Annotated in this window: 17 protein-coding genes; 5 read left to right on the forward strand and 12 right to left on the reverse strand. The window is 70.1% G+C overall.

Annotation, left to right across the window (positions count from 1 at the left end; translation table 11 throughout):
• The first annotated feature begins 16 nt into the window (after positions 1–16).
• Positions 17–2,179, forward strand: a complete 2,163-nt coding sequence (locus tag ACZ45E_RS05945) for a RecQ family ATP-dependent DNA helicase (protein WP_468217035.1) — start codon at positions 17–19, stop codon at positions 2,177–2,179.
• Positions 2,180–2,397: 218 nt separating this feature from the next.
• Positions 2,398–3,036 carry a hypothetical protein gene (locus ACZ45E_RS05950; RefSeq protein ID WP_468217037.1) on the forward strand — a complete coding sequence of 213 codons (639 nt, stop codon included), beginning with the start codon at positions 2,398–2,400 and terminating at the stop codon, positions 3,034–3,036.
• Between the two features lie 81 nt (positions 3,037–3,117).
• Here ACZ45E_RS05950 and ACZ45E_RS05955 read toward each other — a convergent pair whose 3' ends face one another.
• From ACZ45E_RS05955 to ACZ45E_RS05965, 3 genes are all read right to left on the reverse strand, one after another.
• Positions 3,118–3,732 carry a hypothetical protein gene (locus ACZ45E_RS05955; protein WP_468217040.1) on the reverse strand — a complete coding sequence of 205 codons (615 nt, stop codon included), beginning with the start codon at positions 3,730–3,732 and terminating at the stop codon, positions 3,118–3,120.
• Positions 3,733–3,800: 68 nt separating this feature from the next.
• A complete protein-coding gene (locus tag ACZ45E_RS05960) occupies positions 3,801–4,502 on the reverse strand; it encodes a ribonuclease HII (RefSeq protein WP_468217041.1) in 702 nt (233 codons plus the stop codon).
• 51 nt (positions 4,503–4,553) lie between these two features.
• A complete protein-coding gene (locus tag ACZ45E_RS05965) occupies positions 4,554–5,180 on the reverse strand; it encodes a TetR/AcrR family transcriptional regulator (RefSeq protein WP_468217158.1) in 627 nt (208 codons plus the stop codon).
• A 146-nt stretch (positions 5,181–5,326) separates the two neighbouring features.
• Here ACZ45E_RS05965 and ACZ45E_RS05970 point away from each other — a divergent pair, with 146 nt between their 5' ends.
• Positions 5,327–6,880, forward strand: coding sequence for an MFS transporter (locus ACZ45E_RS05970; RefSeq protein ID WP_468217043.1), 1,554 nt, complete (start codon positions 5,327–5,329; stop codon positions 6,878–6,880).
• A gap of 168 nt (positions 6,881–7,048) precedes the next feature.
• Here the strand turns inward: ACZ45E_RS05970 and ACZ45E_RS05975 are convergent, their stop codons facing one another.
• From ACZ45E_RS05975 to ACZ45E_RS05990, 4 genes are all read right to left on the reverse strand, one after another.
• Positions 7,049–7,957: an ADP-ribosylglycohydrolase family protein gene (locus tag ACZ45E_RS05975; RefSeq protein WP_468217046.1), complete on the reverse strand. Its 909-nt coding sequence runs from the start codon at positions 7,955–7,957 to the stop codon at positions 7,049–7,051.
• Between the two features lie 12 nt (positions 7,958–7,969).
• The gene (locus ACZ45E_RS05980; RefSeq protein WP_468217048.1) at positions 7,970–8,629 is read right to left on the reverse strand and encodes a histidine phosphatase family protein; all 660 of its coding nucleotides are present in this window, start codon (positions 8,627–8,629) and stop codon (positions 7,970–7,972) included.
• Between the two features lie 140 nt (positions 8,630–8,769).
• Positions 8,770–9,375, reverse strand: coding sequence for a YdbC family protein (locus ACZ45E_RS05985; protein ID WP_468217160.1), 606 nt, complete (start codon positions 9,373–9,375; stop codon positions 8,770–8,772).
• Between the two features lie 34 nt (positions 9,376–9,409).
• A complete protein-coding gene (locus ACZ45E_RS05990) occupies positions 9,410–10,231 on the reverse strand; it encodes an arylamine N-acetyltransferase family protein (protein ID WP_468217050.1) in 822 nt (273 codons plus the stop codon).
• 77 nt (positions 10,232–10,308) lie between these two features.
• Here ACZ45E_RS05990 and ACZ45E_RS05995 point away from each other — a divergent pair, with 77 nt between their 5' ends.
• Positions 10,309–10,845 carry a TerD family protein gene (locus ACZ45E_RS05995; protein WP_468217053.1) on the forward strand — a complete coding sequence of 179 codons (537 nt, stop codon included), beginning with the start codon at positions 10,309–10,311 and terminating at the stop codon, positions 10,843–10,845.
• A gap of 99 nt (positions 10,846–10,944) precedes the next feature.
• Here the strand turns inward: ACZ45E_RS05995 and ACZ45E_RS06000 are convergent, their stop codons facing one another.
• Entirely contained in the window at positions 10,945–13,860 is a 2,916-nt protein-coding gene (locus tag ACZ45E_RS06000; RefSeq protein WP_468217055.1) for a vitamin B12-dependent ribonucleotide reductase, read from the reverse strand.
• A 137-nt stretch (positions 13,861–13,997) separates the two neighbouring features.
• The gene (gene nrdR / locus ACZ45E_RS06005) at positions 13,998–14,543 is read right to left on the reverse strand and encodes a transcriptional regulator NrdR (RefSeq protein ID WP_468217059.1); all 546 of its coding nucleotides are present in this window, start codon (positions 14,541–14,543) and stop codon (positions 13,998–14,000) included.
• 546 nt (positions 14,544–15,089) lie between these two features.
• Here nrdR and lexA point away from each other — a divergent pair.
• Positions 15,090–15,875 (forward strand): transcriptional repressor LexA, encoded by a 786-nt coding sequence (lexA, locus tag ACZ45E_RS06010; RefSeq protein WP_468217061.1) that lies wholly within the window; start codon positions 15,090–15,092, stop codon positions 15,873–15,875.
• A gap of 52 nt (positions 15,876–15,927) precedes the next feature.
• On the opposite strand, the gene ACZ45E_RS06015 is transcribed toward lexA, so the two are convergent.
• Genes ACZ45E_RS06015 through ACZ45E_RS06025 form a run of 3 tightly spaced genes read right to left on the reverse strand, consistent with a single transcriptional unit; the run spans position 15,928 to position 20,827 of the window.
• Positions 15,928–17,925, reverse strand: coding sequence for an ATP-dependent DNA helicase (locus tag ACZ45E_RS06015; protein ID WP_468217062.1), 1,998 nt, complete (start codon positions 17,923–17,925; stop codon positions 15,928–15,930).
• 40 nt (positions 17,926–17,965) lie between these two features.
• Positions 17,966–20,038 carry an IucA/IucC family protein gene (locus ACZ45E_RS06020; RefSeq protein ID WP_468217065.1) on the reverse strand — a complete coding sequence of 691 codons (2,073 nt, stop codon included), beginning with the start codon at positions 20,036–20,038 and terminating at the stop codon, positions 17,966–17,968.
• A 57-nt stretch (positions 20,039–20,095) separates the two neighbouring features.
• Positions 20,096–20,827 (reverse strand): GNAT family N-acetyltransferase, encoded by a 732-nt coding sequence (locus ACZ45E_RS06025; RefSeq protein WP_468217066.1) that lies wholly within the window; start codon positions 20,825–20,827, stop codon positions 20,096–20,098.
• Between the last annotated feature and the right edge of the window lie 11 nt (positions 20,828–20,838).

Here is a 20,838-nt window from a genome sequence, read left to right on the forward strand (position 1 = left end):
GGGTTGCATAGGGGCCATGAGCAACGAAGAGCTACGGACGGCCGCCGATGCCGTGCTCGCGCGTCTGGTCTCGGACCCGAGCGGGACGGCCCGCCTGCGCGAGGATCAGTGGCGCGCGATCGAGGCACTGGTCGCCGACCACAGACGTGCCCTGGTCGTGCAGCGCACCGGCTGGGGCAAGTCCGCGGTGTATTTCGTCGCGACAGCGCTGCTGCGGGAGCGGGGAAGCGGCCCGACCGTGATCGTCTCCCCGCTCCTCGCGCTGATGCGCAACCAGGTGGAGGCCGCGGCCCGCGCGGGCATCCGGGCCCGCACCATCAACTCCTCGAACGTCGAGGAGTGGGACGCCGTTCGGGCCGAGGTCGCGGACGGGGAGGTCGACGTGCTCCTGGTCAGTCCCGAGCGGTTGAACAACCCCGACTTCCGGGACAATGTCCTGCCTCAGCTGGCTGCCGCGACCGGCCTGCTCGTCGTCGACGAGGCGCACTGCATCTCGGACTGGGGGCACGACTTCCGCCCCGACTACCGCCGTCTGCGCACGATGCTGGCCGAGCTCCCCCAGGGCGTCCCGGTCCTGGCCACGACGGCGACGGCCAACGCGCGCGTGACGGCGGACGTCGCCGAACAGCTCGGCACCGGCGGCGGCACCGACGCCCTCGTCCTGCGCGGCCCGCTCGACCGCGAGAGCCTGAGTCTGGGCGTACTGCAACTGCCGGACGCCGCCCACCGGTTGGCCTGGCTGGCCGGGCACCTCGACGAGTTGCCCGGCTCGGGGATCATCTACACGCTCACGGTCGCCGCCGCCGAGGAGGTCACCGCGTATCTGCGCCAGTGCGGGCACACCGTGACCTCGTACACGGGGAAGACGGAGAACGCCGACCGGCAGCAGGCCGAGGAGGACCTTCTGGCGAACCGGGTGAAGGCCCTCGTCGCCACCTCCGCGCTCGGCATGGGCTTCGACAAACCGGACCTCGGGTTCGTGGTGCACCTCGGCTCGCCCTCTTCCCCGATCGCGTACTACCAGCAGGTGGGACGCGCGGGACGCGGCGTCGAACACGCGGAGGTGCTGCTGCTCCCGGGCAAGGAGGACGAGGCGATCTGGCGCTACTTCGCCTCGCTCGCCTTCCCCCCGGAGGAGCAGGTGCGCCGGACCCTGGACGTACTCGCCGACGCCGACAGGCCGCTCTCGCTCCCCGCCCTCGAACCCCTGGTGGAGCTGCGCCGTTCGCGCCTGGAAACCATGCTCAAGGTGCTGGACGTGGACGGCGCGGTGCACCGGGTGAAGGGCGGCTGGGTCGCCACCGGGCAGCCGTGGACGTACGACACCGAGCGGTACTCGTGGGTCGCCAAACAGCGGGAGGCCGAACAGCAGGCGATGCGCGACTACGTCACGACGACCGACTGCCGCATGGAGTTCCTGCGCCGGCAGCTGGACGACGAGGCGGCGGCCCCGTGCGGGCGGTGCGACAACTGCGCGGGAGCACGTTTCGAGGCCGCCGTCTCGCCGGACGCGCTGAACGCGGCGCGCGGGGAACTCGGTCGCCCCGGGGTCGAGGTGGAACCCAGAAAGATGTGGCCCACCGGGCTCGCGGCGGTCGGTATCGACCTCAAGGGCCGCATTCCGGCGGGCGAACAGATGGGCGCGGGGCGGGCCCTCGGCCGCCTTTCGGACATCGGCTGGGGCAACCGGCTGCGCCCGATGCTCGCACCCCAGGCCCCGGACGGCCCGGTACCGGACGATGTCGCACGGGCCGTCGTGGAGGTCCTGGCCGACTGGGCCAAGGGACCGGGCGGGTGGGCGAGCGGAGGCCCCGACGCACAGCCACGCCCCGTGGGCGTCGTCACGCTGGCGTCCCACACGCGTCCCCAGCTCATCGAATCGCTGGGCGCGGGCATCGCACAGGTGGGTCGCATGCCGCTGCTGGGGCGCATCGAGTACGCCCCGGGCAGTGACACCGCGCACATCCCGCGGAGCAACAGCGCACAGCGCCTTCGTGCCCTGGAGGGCACATTGATGCTGCCGCCCGAGCTGACCGAGGCGCTCGCGCGCGCGGGCGGCCCGGTTCTGCTCGTCGACGACTACACGGAGACCGGCTGGACGCTGGCGATGGCCGCACGACTGCTGCGCCGGGCGGGCGCCGAGGCGGCGTTGCCGCTGGTCCTGGCGGTACAAGGCTGAGCCACGCGTCGAACGACCATCCTGTGGGCAGGGATATAGAAGACGCATCGCCAGATACCGGCACCGGACCACAATTGCTCGTTGCCGTGTGCCGACGCGACGGGAAGAATTGGCAGTGCTCCTCGCGTGGCTCCGCCGTGGTCCGGTCGTGCGGTGCCGCGGTGCGCTCCCCCTGTCCGACCCTGCCCGTGTCCGGGCGTGTAGCCGAAGGGAGGATCGTGACCTTCGGATTCGCCTCGTCCTCGGCCGCGTCGCTGTCCGCGTCGTCGATACGCACCCAGAGGTCCGCCGATTCCGGCAACCGGCCGACCCGGCTGCTGGATCCCGCCGAATGGGCGGCGGCGGGCATCCCGCTGCTGCGCAATCCGCGCGATGTCGTCAGCGGCCTGCACACGCGTCACCAGCCGATGCCGCGCACCGCTGTGGTGGCCGTGCTCGATCCGGAGGAGCGGCTGAGCGCCAGTGCCTCGTTCGCCCGCCGCGAGAGCGCGACCGACGGCTGGACGTTCCGCAACGCCCTGCTCGCCCAGTTGCGCCGGATCATCCCGCACGACCTGCGTCGTCGCACTCCGGTCCGTACAGCGGTCCTGCTGTACTGCCGGGAGGGGAACACCCGTTGGACGGAGGAGGACGGAGCGTGGATGTGGGGGCTGCGCGACGCCTGCACGTTGCACGGCCTGCGCTGCGGGGCGTACATCACGATGACGAGCGACGGCTGGCAGGTGCTCGGCGAGGGCCGAGGGGGACGGCGCCCGAGTGTGGGCTCAGTGGCCGAAGTCCTCGGCGGCGACGAGCAGCCTGCACCGCGGACCGGTGGCGCCGCGACGGAGATGCTCCGCCGCGCGGCGGCACGCTGAAGCGTCCCGCCGCGGTCGCGCACCGGCCTGCCGGGCTCCCCGGACGCCGACGGACGGTGCGGGCAGCCGGCAAGCGGCGCGTCAGACCCCGGCGCTCAGCAGCGCGTTGACCCGCTGGGGGTCGCCGCACACGATCAGCAGGGTGTCGGCCCGGCGGAGAGCGAGCGGCAGCGCCGTCGTGGCTGTCTCGTCGGCGCCGCCGTTCACGGCGACGACCACCACGGGCCGGGCCGCGGCACGGCCCAGGGCGGAGGCGTCGGCGTAGAAGACGTCGTCGCCGGCGTCGTGCTGCGCCCAGTAGGCGCCCTCGCCGAACGACAGCTCGTGAGCGGCCCACGGGTGCGGCTCACCCGTAGTGATCACCAGGATGTCGCCGGGCGTACGGCCCGTATCGAGCAGCAGGTCGACGGCTTCCTCCGCGGCGTCCAGCGCACCTTCGGCCGAGGCCGGGATGAGCTGGACCTGCGGCTGGGAATCCGAAGTCGAGGGGACAGCCGGGGCGTTCGGCCCCGGCTCGGCGGCCGGCGCCGACTCGCGCGGGGTGCGCTGCGCGGGCGGCGTGGGCCTTGCGGGACCCGGACGACCGGGTCGCGGCGGCGCCGCGGGACGCGGGCCGGGTACGGGGCGGGGGGTCGGCGCGGTGCGGGGACCCTGGGCACTCTCGTGAATCTGAGGCTCCTCGGGAATGAGAGGCATGAGCTGATATCTATCAAACGCGGGTGCGACTCGCGTCAGCGGGTGGCACATCCGTACGAACGCAGTGGTCAGAAGTCGAAGCCGAGCTGGCCCTCGATCTCTGGAACGCCTGCCTCCGCCCAGCTGCGGGCCTTCTTGAGGTGCCGCCACTGGGGCAGCGCATCAAGATACGCCCACGAAAGCCGGTGGTGCGGGGTGGGCCCCCGCTCCTCCAACGCGGCGCGATGCACCGGCGACGGGTATCCGGCGTTGGCCGCAAACCCGAAGTCTGCATGGTCGATGCCCAGTTCGGCCATCATTTTGTCGCGGCGGACCTTGGCGATCACCGATGCCGCAGCGACCGCGACGCAGGAACGGTCCCCCTTGATCACCGTGCGGACCTGCCAGGGGGCACCGAGGTAGTCGTGCTTCCCGTCGAGGATCACCGCTTCCGGCCGCACCGGCAGCCCCTCAAGGGCGCGGACGGCGGCGAGACGCAGTGCCGCGGTCATCCCCAGGTCGTCGATCTCCTCGTGCGAGGCGTGCCCGAGGGCGTGCGCGGTGACCCAGCCCTCCAGCACCTCCGCGAGGACCTCACGGCGCTTGGGGCTGATCAGCTTGGAGTCGGTGAGCCCGTCCGGCGGGCGCCGCAGTCCTGTGACCGCGGCGCAGACGGTGACCGGGCCCGCCCAGGCGCCGCGGCCGACTTCGTCGACACCGGCGACGATCTTGGCACCGGTGAGGGCGCGCACGGAGCGCTCGACGGCGTGGGTGGGTGGTTCGTACGGCATGGCGGCAAACAGCGTACGCCGCCCAGGTCGGGCCGCTCCACCCGGCCGGGCTCAATCCACGTGCCGCCGCAGCAGGGGCACCATGACCTGGTCGATCAGCGCCACCAGGTCCGCCTCGCCCCATTCGCTTCCGCACACCTTGGAGCGGTACATCATCATCGCCGGGATGGTGTCGTACACCGCGGCGTCCGCGGCGTCGGGCCGCACCTCGCCGCGCTCGATGCCCCGGCGCACCACTTCCTCGATGAGCTGAACGCCGGGCTGAACGACGCCTTCGATGATCACCGCGTGGAAGCGCTCGGCGGTGAAGGTGTCGCACTCGTGAAGGACAGAGCGAAGCGCGAAGCCCGGCCTGGAGTACATCGCCTTCCGCATCTGCCGGCACAGCTCCAACAGATCGTCGCGCACGTTCCCGAGATCGGGGGCCGAGTCCAGCCGGGGCAGCCCGGCCTGGAGTGCGTCGACGACAAGGTCCTCCTTGGAGGGCCAGCGCCGGTACACCGCGGCCTTGCCCGTCTGGGCACTCGCGGCCACGCCTTCCATGGTCAGGCCGTTCCAGCCGACCGTACTGAGCTGGTCGAGCGCGGCGTCGAGGATGGCCCGTTCGAGCACGGGGCCACGCCTGCGCATGGACGTGGCCGACTGAGCGGAGGCGGCCGTCCATCGCGAAGTAACCATCGTCATCTCTCCGTTGAGCAGATCGAGCGGCACGAGACGCACGGCAATAAGTTCAGTGAACGGTTGCGTTCACTGAAGGGGAGTCACTACCGTTGACGTGACAGTGAACGGGCTCGTTCACTAATACGCTCGTGGGGGGATCCATAGTGTCAACCTCTCAGTTAACGCCAGATCAGAAACCTGGAGCAGCACGCCGGGAGGGGCATCCGGGCATCGCACTCGCCGTCATCGCCGCCTGCCAACTCATGGTGGTCCTCGACGCGACGATTGTGAACATCGCGCTCCCGCATATTCAGAACGCCCTCAGTTTCTCCACCACGGACCTCACTTGGGTCGTCAGCGCCTACACGCTCACTTTCGGCGGTCTGCTGCTTCTCGGTGGCCGGGCCGGTGACATCCTCGGCCGCCGCCGCGTCTTCATGACCGGCATCCTGCTGTTCACCTTCGCCTCCCTGCTGGGCGGACTCGCCCAGGAGCCCTGGCAGTTGCTGGCCGCGCGCGCCCTTCAGGGTGTCGGTGGCGCGATCGCGTCGCCCACGTCGCTGGCCCTCATCACGACCACGTTCCCCGAAGGACCGGAGCGGAACCGCGCGTTCGGGGTCTTCGCGGCGGTCTCGGCGGGCGGCGGCGCCGTCGGACTCCTCGCCGGCGGCATGCTCACGGAGTGGCTGGACTGGCGCTGGGTGCTGTTCGTGAACGTACCCATCGGCATCCTGATCGCGGTCCTCACCCCGCGGTACATCAACGAGTCCGAGCGCCACCCGGGACGGTTCGACATATCCGGCGCGCTCACCTCCACGCTCGGCATGGCCGCTCTCGTGTACGGCTTCATACGCGCGGCCGAGGAGGGCTGGAGCGACAACCTGACCGTGGGTTCGTTCGCCGCGGCCGTCGTGCTGCTGCTGGCGTTCGTGGCCATCGAGAGCCGGGCCAAGGAGCCGATCACTCCGCTGAGGATGTTCGCCGACCGCAACCGGTCGGGGACGTACGTGATCATGCTGAGCCTCGCCGCCGCCATGTTCGGCATGTTCTTCTTCATCGTCCTGTTCGTGCAGAACGTGCTGAGCTACTCGCCGATCAAGGCCGGTCTCGCCTTCCTGCCGGTGACGGTGGCGATCGCCTTCGGCGCCGGCCTCTCGCAGCGGTTCCTGCCGGCCCTCGGGCCGAAGCCGTTCCTGGTGGCGGGGTCGGCCTTCGTGGTGGTCGGGCTCGCCTGGCAGACGCTGATCAGCCCCGAGAGCTCCTACGTGGGCGGGGTGCTCGGCCCCATGGTGATCTTCGGCTTCGGTATGGGCCTGAATTTCGTGACAGTGACCCTCACCGCGGTCTCCGGAGTGGCCCCGCACGAGGCGGGAGCGGCCTCGGGCCTGCTCAACACGACGCAGCAGGTGGGCGGTTCGCTGGGCCTGTCCATCCTGACCACCGTCTTCGGCACGGCGAGCCGTGACGAGGGCAAGAGCCAGGTGGCCGACTTCATGGCCCATGCCTCACCGGAACAGAAGGCCGCGTTCGCCAGGACTCATGAGCTGCCCAGCCCGTGGAGCCATGAGGTGCTGGCGCACGGCATCTCTACGGCCTTCATACCGGCGGCGGCCATGGCGGTCCTCGCGCTGGTCGTCGCACTGGTGGTGATCAAGGTTCGCAAGAGCGATCTGGAGGCACTCTCCGGCACAGCGAGCGCAGCCGCGCCGGTCGCCTGAGGGGGGCGGGACCCCGGAGGGGGCGTGGGGGCCGGGCCGGGCGGCGAGGTCCGTTCCGGCCCGGCATCCGCGCGGTCTCCTCGCCTGCTTGCCCCCTACGCGCGCGTGCCCCTGCATCTGCTTTTCCTCACGGCCGCTTTTCCCTGCGTCACCGGGCAGCGGCGCGTCTCAGACCGATGCGGCGAGCGCCCACCCGGGAAGTTCCTCGGTGCGCGCCAGCCAGTCGCCCGGTGGCGCGGCATCCTGGCCGGAGGCGACGACACCGCCCACGATCGCGCAGGTCGTGTCCATGTCCCCGCCCACCTGGGCCGTGCTCCAGAAGGCCCGCTCGAAGTCGCCGAGCCCGCGCGCGGCCGACCACAGGGCGAACGGCACGGTGTCGTGCGCGGTCGTCCGCCGCCCGCACCCGAGCACCGCGGCCACGGTCGCGGGGTCCCCGTAGTCGAGCATGTCCTTGGCCCGGCGCAGACCCGCTTCCACCGCACTGCGCGGCACGAGCGCGATCACCCCGTCCAGGAGGCCCTGCGGGCTCGACGGCCCCGCCGGGTCGGCCACGAGCGCCGCGGCGGCGGCCACGGCCATCGCACCGACGACGGCCTCACGGTGCTGATGCGTCGGGTACGCCGAGATCTCGGCCTGGTGCGTGGCCTGCTCCGGATCGTCGGCGTAGTAGGCGCCGAGCGGCGCGATCCGCATCGCCGCCCCGTTCCCCCACGAGCCCTGCCCCTTGAACAGGGCGGAGGCGAGGGTCCGCCAGTCGCCGCCCTCCCTGACCTGCCGCAGCAGGCGGTTCACCGCGGGGCCGTATCCGCGGTCGACGTCGTGGTGCTCGGCGAACGAGCGCGCCAGGGCGTCCTGGTCGACGCGTTCGTGTGCGGCCAGGACAGCCACCACGGAGCACGCCATCTCGGTGTCGTCGGTCCACTGCCAGGGGCCGTCCGGCAGCTCCCGGCGCTTGAGCAACGGATACTTCGCCGGAACGAAGAACTGTGAGCCCAGCGCGTCACCCACGCAGAGTCCGCGCAGGCTGGACAGGGCGCGGTCCAGGCGCTTGCCGGGAGAGGAATCAGCGATCATCGGCCTGCCACTCTATCCAAGGGCCCCATAGGACCTGGGGTCGCACCAGCGTTCGAATGGCCGGTTCATTTCATACTTCCCGTTCTCCCCGAGGACGAGCGCCCGCATCTCGGCGTTCCCCGGGTTCGACAGCGACTCGAACTCCGCGACCGTCCAGTGGAACCAGCGCATGCAGAACAGCCGCATCGTGAGCCCGTGCGTCACGAGCAGCACGTTCGGCGGATGGTCCGGCTGCTCGAAGCTGCGGTACAGGCTCTCCAGGAACGCTCCCACGCGGTCGTACACGTCCGCCCCGGACTCGCCCTGGGCGAAGCGGTAGAAGAAGTGCCCGTAGGCGTCGCGATAGGCCTTCTGGAGCCGTACGTCGTCGCGGTCCTGCCAGTTGCCCCAGTCCTGCTCCCGGAGGCGGGGCTCCTCGCGCACCCGCACGAGATCGGGGTCGAGGCGGAAGGCCTGGAACGTCTCATGGGTGCGCCGGTACGGCGAGACGTAGACGCTCACCCGCTCGTCGCCGAACAGGTCCCGGAGCGACTTGCCCGTCTCCTCGGCCTGCCGCCATCCCGTCTCGGTGAGCGCCAGGGCATGGTCGGGCTCGCGCTCGTACACGGTGTCGTCGGCGTTGCCTTCGGACTCGCCGTGCCGGACCAGAACGATGCGCCGCGGTCGTGCCATGCCCAAACACTAGATCGCTTCGGCCGGTTTCGAGCACTCGTACGGGCTCCATCCGGCGTAGGCGGCACGGAACGCGCCCGTACCTGCACAGCCCGCGCACATCCGTACACACAGCCGTGCACGCGCGCGTGGTGGCGCGTTCACACGGTCCAGGTCGGCTCCAGTTGCACGATGTCGCCACCGATGGCCTCGATGTCCTCCTCGGTCCGGGCCCGCACGGACAGCCGCTCCACCCGGGCCGCCTGGTACTTGCCGTGCTCCGCGGCCGACAGCCACATCGACAGGACCAGGAACTCGTCGCCCGGCGCCTCCGCGAAGAGACCCCGGACCATCCCCGGCGAGCCGGCCATCGCCGGGTTCCAGACCTTCTGCTGCATCAGCGTGAAGTGCTCGGCCCGCTCGGCGCGCACCTTGCAGTGCGCGATCCGGACGACGTCCGCGTCCGTGAACCTCGGCTCGAACCCCGTCTTCAGGTCGAAGAGGTGGTCGAACAGCTTCGCCTGTATGTCTTTGTAGGTCCCCGTCTGGGCCGCGGCGAGCCGATCGTGGGAGCGCGCCATGAAGGAGTCGTAGAAGGCACGGCTCTCCCAGAATCCGAAGACATGGGCCACGTCGGGCCGTTTCCTGCTCCAGCCCCCGCCCTGCCCCCGGAACCCCGGCTCCCCAAGGAGCCCCGCCCATTTCCGCTGACCCCGCTCGAACCCCCGACGGTCCACCACAGCGCAGCGAATCCACTTGACCAGCACCGCGCCATCGTACGGCGCGGTGCCTGGCACGGGGTCACTCTCCGGTGTAGTGCGCGCTTACCAGTTCGGCGAGTTCGGCCTCGCTCAACTCGATCCCGAACTCCCGGCCGAGCACCGCGCTCAGCTCTCCCACGTCCAAGCTCCGTTCGGCCCGCCTGCCGTCCGCGTACTCGATGACGAACTCCCGCCCTGTGAGCAGGCGGCGGGCGTCCCCGGTGCCGTACTGCACCACAGGGCGCCTGACGAAGGCGGACCGCGGGTGCGTGGAGGTGTAGTGATTCAGCACCACGTAGTCGACAGGGAGGCGTTCCTCCGTCGTGAAGGCGTAGAGGTCGCGCCAGCCGTCGGGGTGCCGACTGCGCAGCACCCAGACGTCGTCGCTCTCCTTCGTGATGCCGAACTCCCAGGAACCCTGCTTCATTTGAGCTCCGTCGCGCAGGGGGATCGGCTCGCGCAGCCCCGAGGCCCCGAAGCCGACGTCGCAGAGCCACTCCTCGCCGTCGACCTGAACGCGCGTCATCATGTGCGTCACCGGCCGCACGGAGCCGGCCCCCAACCGCACGCGAGCGCCGAGCCCTCGCACCGGGAAACCGGTGTGCTCCAGCGCGGCGGCGAACAACAGGTTGTGCTCGTAGCAGTAGCCGCCGCGGCGCTTGCGCACGAGCTTTTCCTGCAGCGCGGGCAGTTCGAGCGGCACCGGTCTGCCCAGCATCATCTCCAGGTTCTCGAACGGAATCGCCCCCGCGTGAGCGCGGTGCAGCTCGTGCAACGTCTCCGCGTCGGGTTTGAGCTCGCCCGTAAAGCCGATCCGTGCCAGGTAGGCGTCCATATCCAGTTCTTCCGCGTTCCAGGTCATTCCTCAATGATCCTTTGTCAGTGGGAGGACGTAGCGTGTCGGTAGCACTCAATGTCGCGCCGAGAAGGGGGAGTTCGGTGAGTAGTCTCCGCAAGGGGATCGAGAAGATCGAGGTCGGCTTGAAGTGGGACCCGAGCCCGTTTGGTTCGCCTCCCCACGACCTGGATCTCGTCGCTGCGACGTACACGGGCGAGGACCCGCACGGCAGCCCCGCCTACATCGTCCACTTCGACAGCCGCTCCCCCGACGGGACCATCCATCTGGACCGGGACAGCAGGACCGGACAGGGCTTCGGCTTCGACGAGGTGATGACTCTCGAACTGGAGCGGCTCGCGCCGCGGTACACGCGCGTGGTCGTGGGCGTGGTCATCCAGCAGAGCGAGCAGCAGCAGGGCCCGGCCACGGTCTTCGGTGACGTGGCGAACACGGCGGTGCGCGTACGGGAGGGCTACACCGACCTGTCGCAGCACGATCTCGCCGTGGCGGACAGCAGTTCGGCGGCCACGATCGCCGAGTTCACCCGCGGGGCCGACGGCGAGTGGGCGTTTCGCGAGGTGATCCGCGGCTTCGACGGCGACCTCACCGCGTTCGCCGCCGCGATGGGCGCCCTGTAGGGCACGCGGCACCCGTCAGGAGCAGGTCACTCCTCGGCGCGTACACGCCAAAGGAGCGGCGGGACCGTAGTGGTCCCGCCGCCCCTCCGGGTCAGGCGATCAGCTGCAACCGCTGGTCGAGCCGCAGCCCTCGCAGATGTAGCAGGAGCCGGCGCGCTGCATCTTCGTACCGCACGAGAAGCAGAGCGGGGCGTCGGCCTGGATGCCCAGCTGCATCTCCACGAGCTCGGCGCTGGTGTGCACCTGCTGCGGGGCGGGCTGGACGGTGGCGGCCTCGGCCTTCGGCGTCTCGACGGCCTTCAGGGGCTCGGCCTGCGGCGTCTGGACGGGCGCCGACTGCGCCAGACCCTCGACGTCGACCTCGTCCTCGGAAGGCTCGTAGGAACCCGTCTCCAGGTGACGCTGACGCTCATCGGCGGAGTGGATGCCGAGCGCGGAGCGCGTCTCGAAGGGCAGGAAGTCGAGCGCCAGGCGGCGGAAGATGTAGTCGACGATCGACTGCGCCATCCGCACGTCCGGGTCGTCCGTCATGCCAGCCGGCTCGAAGCGCATGTTCGTGAACTTCGAGACGTACGTCTCCAGCGGCACGCCGTACTGAAGACCCACGGAGACGGCGATGGAGAAGGCGTCCATCATGCCCGCGAGGGTGGAACCCTGCTTGGACATCTTCAGGAAGACCTCGCCGAGACCGTCGTCCGGGTAGGAGTTGGCGGTCATGTAGCCCTCGGCGCCACCCACCGTGAAGGAGGTGGTGATGCCGGGACGGCCCTTGGGGAGGCGCTTGCGGACCGGGCGGTACTCGACGACCTTCTCGACCGCCTTGCGGATCTCCGCCTCGGTCTTCTCCGTGACGGCGTCGGTCGCGACCTTCTCCTTCTCCTTGGTCTTGGCGGAGAGGGGCTGGCCGACCTTGCAGTTGTCGCGGTAGATGGCGAGCGCCTTGACGCCCATCTTCCATGCCTCGAAGTAGACCTCCTCGACGTCCTCGACCGTCGCCGTCTCCGGCAGGTTGACGGTCTTGGAGAGGGCGCCGGAGATCCAGGGCTGGATCGCGGCCATCATCCGGACGTGGCCCATCGCGGAGATGGAGCGCTCGCCCATGGCGCAGTCGAAGACCTCGTAGTGCTCGGTCTTCAGACCCGGGGCGTCGATCACATTGCCGTGGTCGGCGATGTGGGCGACGATCGCCTCGATCTGCTCCTCCTGGTAGCCCAGGCGGCGCAGGGCCTGCGGGACGGTGCCGTTGACGATCTGCATCGAACCGCCGCCGACCAGCTTCTTGAACTTGACCAGGGCGAGGTCGGGCTCGAGGCCGGTGGTGTCGCAGGACATCGCGAGACCGATGGTGCCGGTCGGGGCGATGACGGACGCCTGCGAGTTACGGAAACCGTTCTTCTCGCCGAGGCGGACCACGTCCTGCCAGGCCTCCGTGGCGGCGGCCCAGATCGGGGTGTCCAGGTCGTCCACGCGGACGGCCGTGGTGTTGGCGTCGGCGTGCTGCTTCATGACGCGCTGGTGCGGCTGGGCGTTCTTGGCGTAGCCGTCGTAGGGGCCGACGACCGCGGCGAGCTCGGCGGAGCGCTTGTACGACGTACCCGTCATCAGCGAGGTGATGGAGCCGGCGAGGGCGCGGCCGCCGTCCGAGTCGTAGGCGTGGCCGGTCGCCATGAGCAGGGCGCCCAGGTTCGCGTAGCCGATGCCGAGCTGACGGAAGGCGCGGGTGTTCTCGCCGATCTTCTGCGTCGGGAAGTCCGCGAAGCAGATCGAGATGTCCATCGCGGTGATGACCAGCTCGACGACCTTGGAGAAGCGCTCGACGTCGAAGGACTGGTGGCCGAGGCCGTCGTCCTTCAGGAACTTCATCAGGTTCAGCGAGGCGAGGTTGCAGGACGTGTTGTCCAGGTGCATGTACTCGCTGCACGGGTTCGAGCCGTTGATGCGGCCGGACTCCGGGCACGTGTGCCACTGGTTGATGGTGTCGTCGTACTGGATGCCGGGGTCGGCGCAGGCCCAGGCGGCCTCGGCCATCTTGCGGAAGAGCGACTTGGCGTCGACCTCCTCGATGACGTCACCGGTCATCCGCGAGGTCAGACCGAACTTGCCGCCCTCCTCGACCGCCTTCATGAACGTGTCGTTCACACGGACCGAGTTGTTGGCGTTCTGGTACTGGACGGACGTGATGTCGTCGCCGCCCAGGTCCATGTCGAAGCCCGCGTCACGCAGGGCGCGGATCTTCTCCTCCTCCTTCACCTTGGTCTCGATGAAGTCCTCGATGTCGGGGTGGTCGACGTCGAGGATGACCATCTTGGCCGCGCGACGGGTGGCGCCGCCCGACTTGATCGTTCCTGCGGAGGCGTCGGCGCCGCGCATGAAGGAGACCGGGCCCGAGGCGTTGCCGCCGGAGGAGAGGAGCTCCTTGGAGGAGCGGATCCGGGAGAGGTTCAGGCCGGCGCCTGAGCCGCCCTTGAAGATCATGCCCTCTTCCTTGTACCAGTCGAGGATCGACTCCATGGAGTCGTCGACGGCCAGGATGAAGCAGGCGGAGACCTGCTGGGGCTGCGGGGTGCCGACGTTGAACCAGACCGGCGAGTTGAAGCTGAAGATCTGGTGCAGGAGGGCGTAGGCCAGCTCGTGCTCGAAGATCTCGGCGTCAGCGGGGGAGGAGAAGTACTTGTAGTCCTCGCCGGCCTTCCGGTACGTCTTCACGATGCGGTCGATGAGCTGCTTGAGGCTCACCTCGCGCTGCGGGGTGCCGACGGCGCCCCGGAAGTACTTGCTGGTCACGATGTTGACCGCGTTCACCGACCAGAACTCGGGGAACTCGACGCCACGCTGCTCGAAATTGACCGAGCCGTCGCGCCAATTGGTCATGACGACGTCGCGATGCGCCCATTCCACCTCGTCGTACGGATGCACGCCGGGGGTGGTGTGGATGCGCTCGATCCGCAGACCCTTGCTCACCTTGGCACCCTTTGCGCGGGAACCTCGTGCCGGGCCGCTCGCCGTCTCTGTCATGCCGCCTCCCATATACCGGGCTAAAACGCCCAAAAGTGCCGCGTAATTCCTGTGGCACGGTGTGTGTCTTGTGCTGCGGCCGCCGCTCTCGCCGCCCCGCAGCAGGTCTTTGGTCGCCGCCGTCCGCCCCTGGCCGGTCAGTCGGTGGCGTGTGCGGGCACGGGGACTCCCACGGTCCCGCCGGGCCCGCCGTCGCTCTCCACGCGCTCGTCGCCCGCGCGGTCCGCTTCCGCGCCGGTCACCTGTTCCCTCAGCTCCGCGATCGCCGACTCGAAGTCCTCCAGCGAGTCGAAGGCGCGGTACACGGAGGCGAAACGCAGGTAGGCGACGAGATCCAGCTCCTGAAGCGGTCCGAGTATGGCCAGCCCCACGTCGTGGGTGGTCAGTTCGGCGCTTCCGGTGGCTCGTACCGCTTCCTCCACGCGCTGACCGAGCAGAGCCAGCGCGTCCTCGGTCACCGGCCGCCCCTGGCACGCCTTGCGCACGCCGTTGATGACCTTGATGCGGCTGAAGGGTTCGGTGACCCCGCTCCGCTTGACCACCATCAGTGAGCACGTCTCCACCGTCGTGAAACGACGGGAGCAGTCCGGGCACTGACGGCGGCGGCGGATCGAGGTGCCGTCGTCGGTGGTGCGGCTGTCGACGACACGGCTGTCGGGATGCCTGCAGAAGGGACAGTGCATGAACTCCCAACCCTCCTTCACGGCACGACTCGATAGCCCCGAGATGCGGTTTCCGCCCCTCGAAGCAGCCCCAAGCATAGGCGATGGCCTGGGCCCCGAAACCACCGGGACCACAACCCCTGGGCTGCTGATGCCATCCAACCACTAGATGTGGTGCCTGGCTGCCTTTGGGGCACCAGAGCGTGTCGCGAAAGCGGAGTCGGTCGCACACGGCCCGGAAACACCACAGGCCACAGCCCTCGGCCGGAGCGCGACCGGTCTCCGAACCGACTTCGATCGGCACGACGCGGACGAGAAGGGGGCGGTGACCGGTCGGCGAGGACGCCAGTGGCAGACTGGGGCGGTCCTCGGAGCGGGTCTCGGCTTCGGCGGTGAAGCGTACCGGATTGAACCGAAATGCCGCTCTTTCGGTCGCGAGCCATACACCCAGGCACATGATCACAGCAAGTAATCTACGAGTTTTCACTCGAACGTGTGTTTGGCGCAACCTTTCGAAAGGAACTACCGTTGGCTAGCTAGGGAGACATTCGAGAGGGGCCGACCGACGTGACCACGACCGCAGACAGTGCCACCATCACTGCCCAGGGCCGCGCCCAGGGCCGACTCGAGCCGGTGCATGCCATGAATGACGCGACCACGAGCCCGGAGGGGCCCAAGCCAGGCCGCTCCATGCCCGGCCGACCCCCGGGGATCCGCGCGGACAGCTCGGGGCTCACCGACCGCCAGCGGCGCGTGATCGAGGTCATCCGGGACTCGGTGCAGCGCCGCGGGTACCCGCCGTCGATGCGGGAGATCGGCCAGGCGGTGGGCCTGTCCAGCACGTCGTCGGTCGCCCACCAGCTGATGGCTCTCGAACGCAAGGGCTTCCTCCGCCGCGACCCGCACCGCCCGCGCGCCTACGAGGTCCGCGGTTCGGACCAGCCGAGCGCGCAGCCCACGGACACCACGGGCAAGCCCGCCGCCTCGTACGTGCCGCTGGTCGGACGGATCGCCGCAGGTGGGCCGATTCTGGCCGAGGAGTCGGTCGAGGACGTCTTCCCGCTCCCTCGGCAGCTGGTCGGCGACGGCGAGCTGTTCGTCCTGAAGGTCGTCGGTGACTCGATGATCGAGGCAGCGATCTGTGACGGCGACTGGGTCACCGTCCGCCGTCAACCCGTCGCGGAGAACGGTGACATCGTCGCGGCGATGCTCGACGGCGAAGCCACCGTCAAGCGTTTCAAGCGCGAGGACGGCCATGTGTGGCTCCTCCCCCACAACTCGGCCTACCAGCCGATCCCCGGTGACGAGGCGACGATCCTGGGCAAGGTAGTGGCCGTTCTGCGCCGCGTGTGACCCCTCCCTGACCGGGCCCCGGAACCAACTGCGCCGGTTCCGGGGCCCTGCGCTATCTCCCCTCGGCCTGCGCCGACGCGTCGATCGCCGCGAGAGAGCGCCGCGCCTGATTCCGGTCCGTCGTGTACCAGAAGTCCGGCATCGATGCCCGCAGATAGCTGCCGTAGCGGGCCGTCGCCAGACGCGGGTCGAGTACGGCGACGACACCCCGGTCACCGGTCGCGCGCACGAGGCGGCCCGCGCCCTGCGCCATCAGCAGCGCCGCGTGCGTCGCCGCCACCGCCATGAAGCCGTTGCCCCCCGCGTCCTCCACCGCTTTCTGCCGGGCGCTCATCAGCGGGTCGTCGGGCCGGGGGAACGGGATCTTGTCCATGACGACCAGCTGGCAGCCCGTGCCCGGGACGTCCACGCCCTGCCACAACGACAACGTGCCGAAGAGGCAGGTCTTCGGATCCGCCGCGAAGTTCTTGATCAGCTCTCCGAGGGTGTCCTCGCCCTGGAGCAGGATCGGGAAGTCGGGGATCCGCTCGCGCAGCTCCTCGGCCGCCGCCTGCGCGGCGCGCATCGAGGAGAAGAGGCCCAGCGTCCTGCCGCCGGCCGCCTGCACCAGCTCGGTCAGCTCCTCCAGCATGTCGCTCCGCGTGCCCTCGCGTGCGGGACGGGCCAGGTGCTTGGCGACGTAGAGGATGCCCTGCTTCGGGTAGTCGAACGGCGAGCCGACGTCGAGGCCCTTCCATACGGGCATGTCGTCGCCCTGGGTGCCCTCGGGGGCGAGGCCCAGTGAAGCACCCACGCCGTTGAAGTCACCGCCGAGCTTCAGGGTCGCCGAGGTCAGCGTGACGGAACGGTCGGAGAAGAGCTTCTCCCGCAGCAGACCCGACACGGACATGGGCGCCACCCGCAGGGACGCGCCGCTCTGCCGGTAGGTGGATCCGGGGCGGGGCTCATGACGCTCGTACCAGACGACGTCCCACTCCGAACCGTTCGTGATCCGCTCCGCGACGTCGTGGATCGTCTCCACGGAGGCGAGGGCCTGCTTGCGTACGGCGTCCTCGTCCTGGACGGACTTGTCCCGGGTGGAGCCGATGGCGGTGATGACGGTCCGCGCCGCGTCACGCAGCGCCATCAGCGCATAGCCGAGGTCTTCCGGGATCTCCTCGAGACGGCCGGGCAGGGCCAGCTCCATGAGCCGCTCGAACCCCTCGGCGGCGGTCTGGAGCTGGTCCGCCGCCTTCTCGTTCACCAGCTTCGCGGCTCGCCGCACCGCGCGGTTGACCTGGCCCGGAGTCAGCTCGCCGGTCGCCACCCCGGTCACCCGGGAGACCAGCTCGTGGGCCTCGTCCACGATCAGGACCTCGTGCTCGGGCAGGACCGGCGCGCCCTCGATGGCGTCGATCGCGAGCAGCGCGTGGTTGGTGACGATGACGTCGGAGAGCTTGGCCCGCTCCCGGGACATCTCCGCGAAGCACTCCTGTCCGTACGCGCATTTCGAGGCGCCCAGACATTCCCGCGACGACACGGACACCTGGGACCAGGCCCGGTCCGAGACACCTGGCGTGAGGTCGTCCCGGTCGCCGGTCTCCGTCTCGTCCGCCCAGTCCCGCATCCGCAGCAGGTCCTGTCCGAGCTTGCTGGTCGGCGCGGCCGCCTCGAACTGGTCGAAAAGCCCCTCCTCCTCGTCCTGCGGCATGCCTTCGTGGAGGCGGTGCAGACACAGGTAGTTCGACCGGCCCTTGAGCATGGCGAACGTGGGGCGCCGGCGCAGCAGCGGATGCAGGGCGTCGACCGTGCGCGGCAGGTCCCGCTCGACGAGCTGGCGCTGGAGGGCGAGCGTGGCCGTGGCCACCACGACGCGCTCCCCGTGGGCCAGGGCCGGCACCAGGTATCCGAGGGACTTTCCGGTGCCGGTGCCCGCCTGGACAAGGAGATGGGAACCGTCGTCGATCGCCTCGGCGACGGTCTCGGCCATGGTCACCTGGCCAGGGCGCTCCGTGCCGCCGACGGAGGTGACGGCGGCGTGCAGGAGCTCGGGGAGTGAGGGCTTCGTCATAGCTCGACCACCCTAAACGGCCCCACTGACAATCCCGCGATCACAGCTGGTGCAGGGGGTTGGCGACGGTGCCGTGCACGGCGGCGTGCGGGCGGTGCGCACGGTCTCGGTAGCCGTCGAGGTGAAGGCGGTTGCGGTTGAGACACAGGCGCTCGATCCGCGGGGTGAGCAGGTCGAACATCTCGTACCGCTCCTTCAGCTCCGGGAAGCGGGCGTGGTGGCGCAGGATCTCGGTGCGCACCAGGGTCCAGAACTCCGCCTCCGGCACCCCGAGTTGTTCCTCGCACAGCGGGGCCAGGTAGCGGAAGACGCCGACGAAGAGACCGGAGTGGATGAACTGCGTCAGGAAGGCGGGGCTCTCCGTCAGCAGGACGTCACGTACGACCTGCGGCATGGAACCGTGCTCCGGTAGCGGCTCCGCGCTGACATTGACGTCGTCGACGAAGTCCTTGACCGCGAGGCGCACGGGTACGTCCTGCTCGTCGAAGACGACGATGGCGTTCTCCCCGTGCGGCGAGAACACGGTTCCGTAGCGGTAGAGGAAGCGCAGCAGCGGCGGCAGGAGAGCGGCGAACAGCCGGCGCAGCCAGGTCTTCGCGTCGAGCCCCGAGCGTTCCACGAGCTCCGCCGTGAACGCGCGCCCGTGCGGGTCGACGAGTAACAGGGAGGCGAGTGTGCGGGCGCGCTCTCCGGGGGCGAGATGGCGCGCGACGGGCTCCCGCCAGATGGCTCCGAGCAGCTCCTTGTACTGGTAGGGGACCTCTTCAAGCCCTCCGTACAGAGGGTGCTGCACCGCCACGGAGGCGACCTCGCCCAGCAGGATGACTCCGCACTCGTCCTTAAGGAAGGGGTCGGCGTCGCGCAGGGCGAGCATCCATGTGGTGACGGCGGGGGCGGCCAGGGTGCGCTCGGTCGGAAGTCCGCGCCACACAAGGGTGTTGAGCACGGAGAGCGGCAGTTTGACGGTGTGCCGCTCCGGGTGGGTGATGTTCAGGAACGTACGGATCGACTGCTGGGGCAGTCGCTGGTCGCCGTCGGTGGGGAGCGGGACGATCGCGTCGGCGGCGACGGAGGGCGCGAAGAGCGGGAGCACGATGTCGTCCCACTGCCAGGGGTGCACCGGCAGATAGAGGTACGCGGCCGGGTCCAGGCCCCGTGCGCGGAGGCTCTCGGCGAACAGTTCCCGGGTCGGCGCGTCCAGTTCGCGGGTGTAGAGGGCGTCGGCGGTCTCCAGACCCGCGGCGCCCCGGTAGGCGGCGAGGCTGGTGTGCACGGCGATCCAGGGGAGGCTGGTGCGACAGCGCGCCTCCGGGGCCCAGCGGGCGGTGTCGGCCGCCGAGAAACCGAGGCGGCCTTTGTTGAGGACGATCCAGGGGTGGCCGGTCTGGTGGCCTTCCAGTTCGGCGTATCCGAGGTCGGCGAGGCGCGGTGCGGGCAGCGCGGTGTGGTCGAGGCGGGCGTCGGCGGCGAGGGTGACGGAGAGTTCGCGGATGAGGTGGCCGAGGGTGGCGCCGTCGAGGCCGAGGAGGTGCTTGGTGCGGACGAGGAAGGCGAGCGGGTCGGTGCACGGCTCGGGGGCGCGGGGAGCGGTTGTCTCGTCGGTTGCCGCGTCCGGCTCGGGGGCGCGGGGAGCAATTGCCTCGTCGGTCGCCGCGTCCGGTGCGGGGGCGCGGGGAGCGGTTGCCTCGTCGGTTGCCGCGTCCGGCGCGGGGGCGCGGGGAGCAATTGCCTCGTCGGTTGCCGCGTCCGGCGCGGGGGCGCGGGGAGCAATTGCCTCGTCGGTTGCCGCGTCCGGCGCGGGCACCCATGCGATGGTCCCCGGGTCGACCTGCCAGCTGCCGTAGGCGCCGCGGCGGGCGTGGAACCGGAGCCGGTCCCCGGCCGAGCCGCGCCGGCCGGGGACGGTCAACGTGTAGGGGTGGTGGCGGCCGGGGGCCACGGTCGCGTCGGGGTCGGCGGGCAGCGGCCGGAGGATCTCTTCGTACGCGAATTCACCGATCAGCTTGGCCAGCAGACGCGCTCCCGCCCTCTCCCAGTTCTCACGCGTGAGCTCGGGCGGGTCGTAGAGCGCGGGCGGTTCTGCGGGGTTCGGGACGACGGGCGGATTCGGCACGGGAACTCCTCGCGGGGGAACCGGGTCGGGTCGAGCGGAGTATCAGGGGTGACGGGCTCACAGCAGGGTGCGCAGGGCTCGGTCACGGACCATGAGCGCGGCCCGCTTGTCGGGCAGGTCGACCTCGGCGGCGAAGCGGAAGCCGGCGCTCAGAAACGCGGAGACGGACGGGGTGTTGCGCAGGTCGGGTTCCGCGATGACGCGCGCGCATGCGGGGCGGTGGTCGAGTACGAGGTCGGCGACGGCCCTGAGCAGGGTCGTCCCGAGCCCGCGGCCGCGGTCGCCGACGCCACCGATGAGGAGGTGGACCCCGGTGTCGTGCGGGCGGGCCGGGTAGTGGCGGGCCAGCGGGTCGAGGTCGGCGCGGTAGATCTCCCAGTAGCTCATCGGCGTCCCGTCCAGGACGCCGAGGCAGGGCACGCTGCGGCCGTCACCGGCGAGTTGCGGGGCGAGGTGGTCGGCGGTGACGGTCTCGGGGCCCGCGAGTTCCCAGAAGGCGGCCACGGCGGGGTCGTTCATCCAGCGGCTGATGAGCCCGAGGTCGCGGTCGATGCGGGCGGGGACGAGCTGGAACACGCCCGAGGGGGTGGTGGCCGGCCCCCACTCCCCCACGCGGTCGAGCAGATCGCCCGTCGCGTCGCCCGCTCTCCCGTCGGCGGGTCGCGGCCCGTCCTGATCGGCGATGAACTCGATCAGCTCGTCGGGAAGGCGCAGGTCAAGGGTGTCCTGGCAGTCCGGGTCGGCGACGGGGGCCGCCTCGGCGTCGGTGCTCGCATCGGTGGGGGGCACGGCGACGCTCC

Source organism: Streptomyces sp. NPDC030991, from assembly GCF_055571235.1.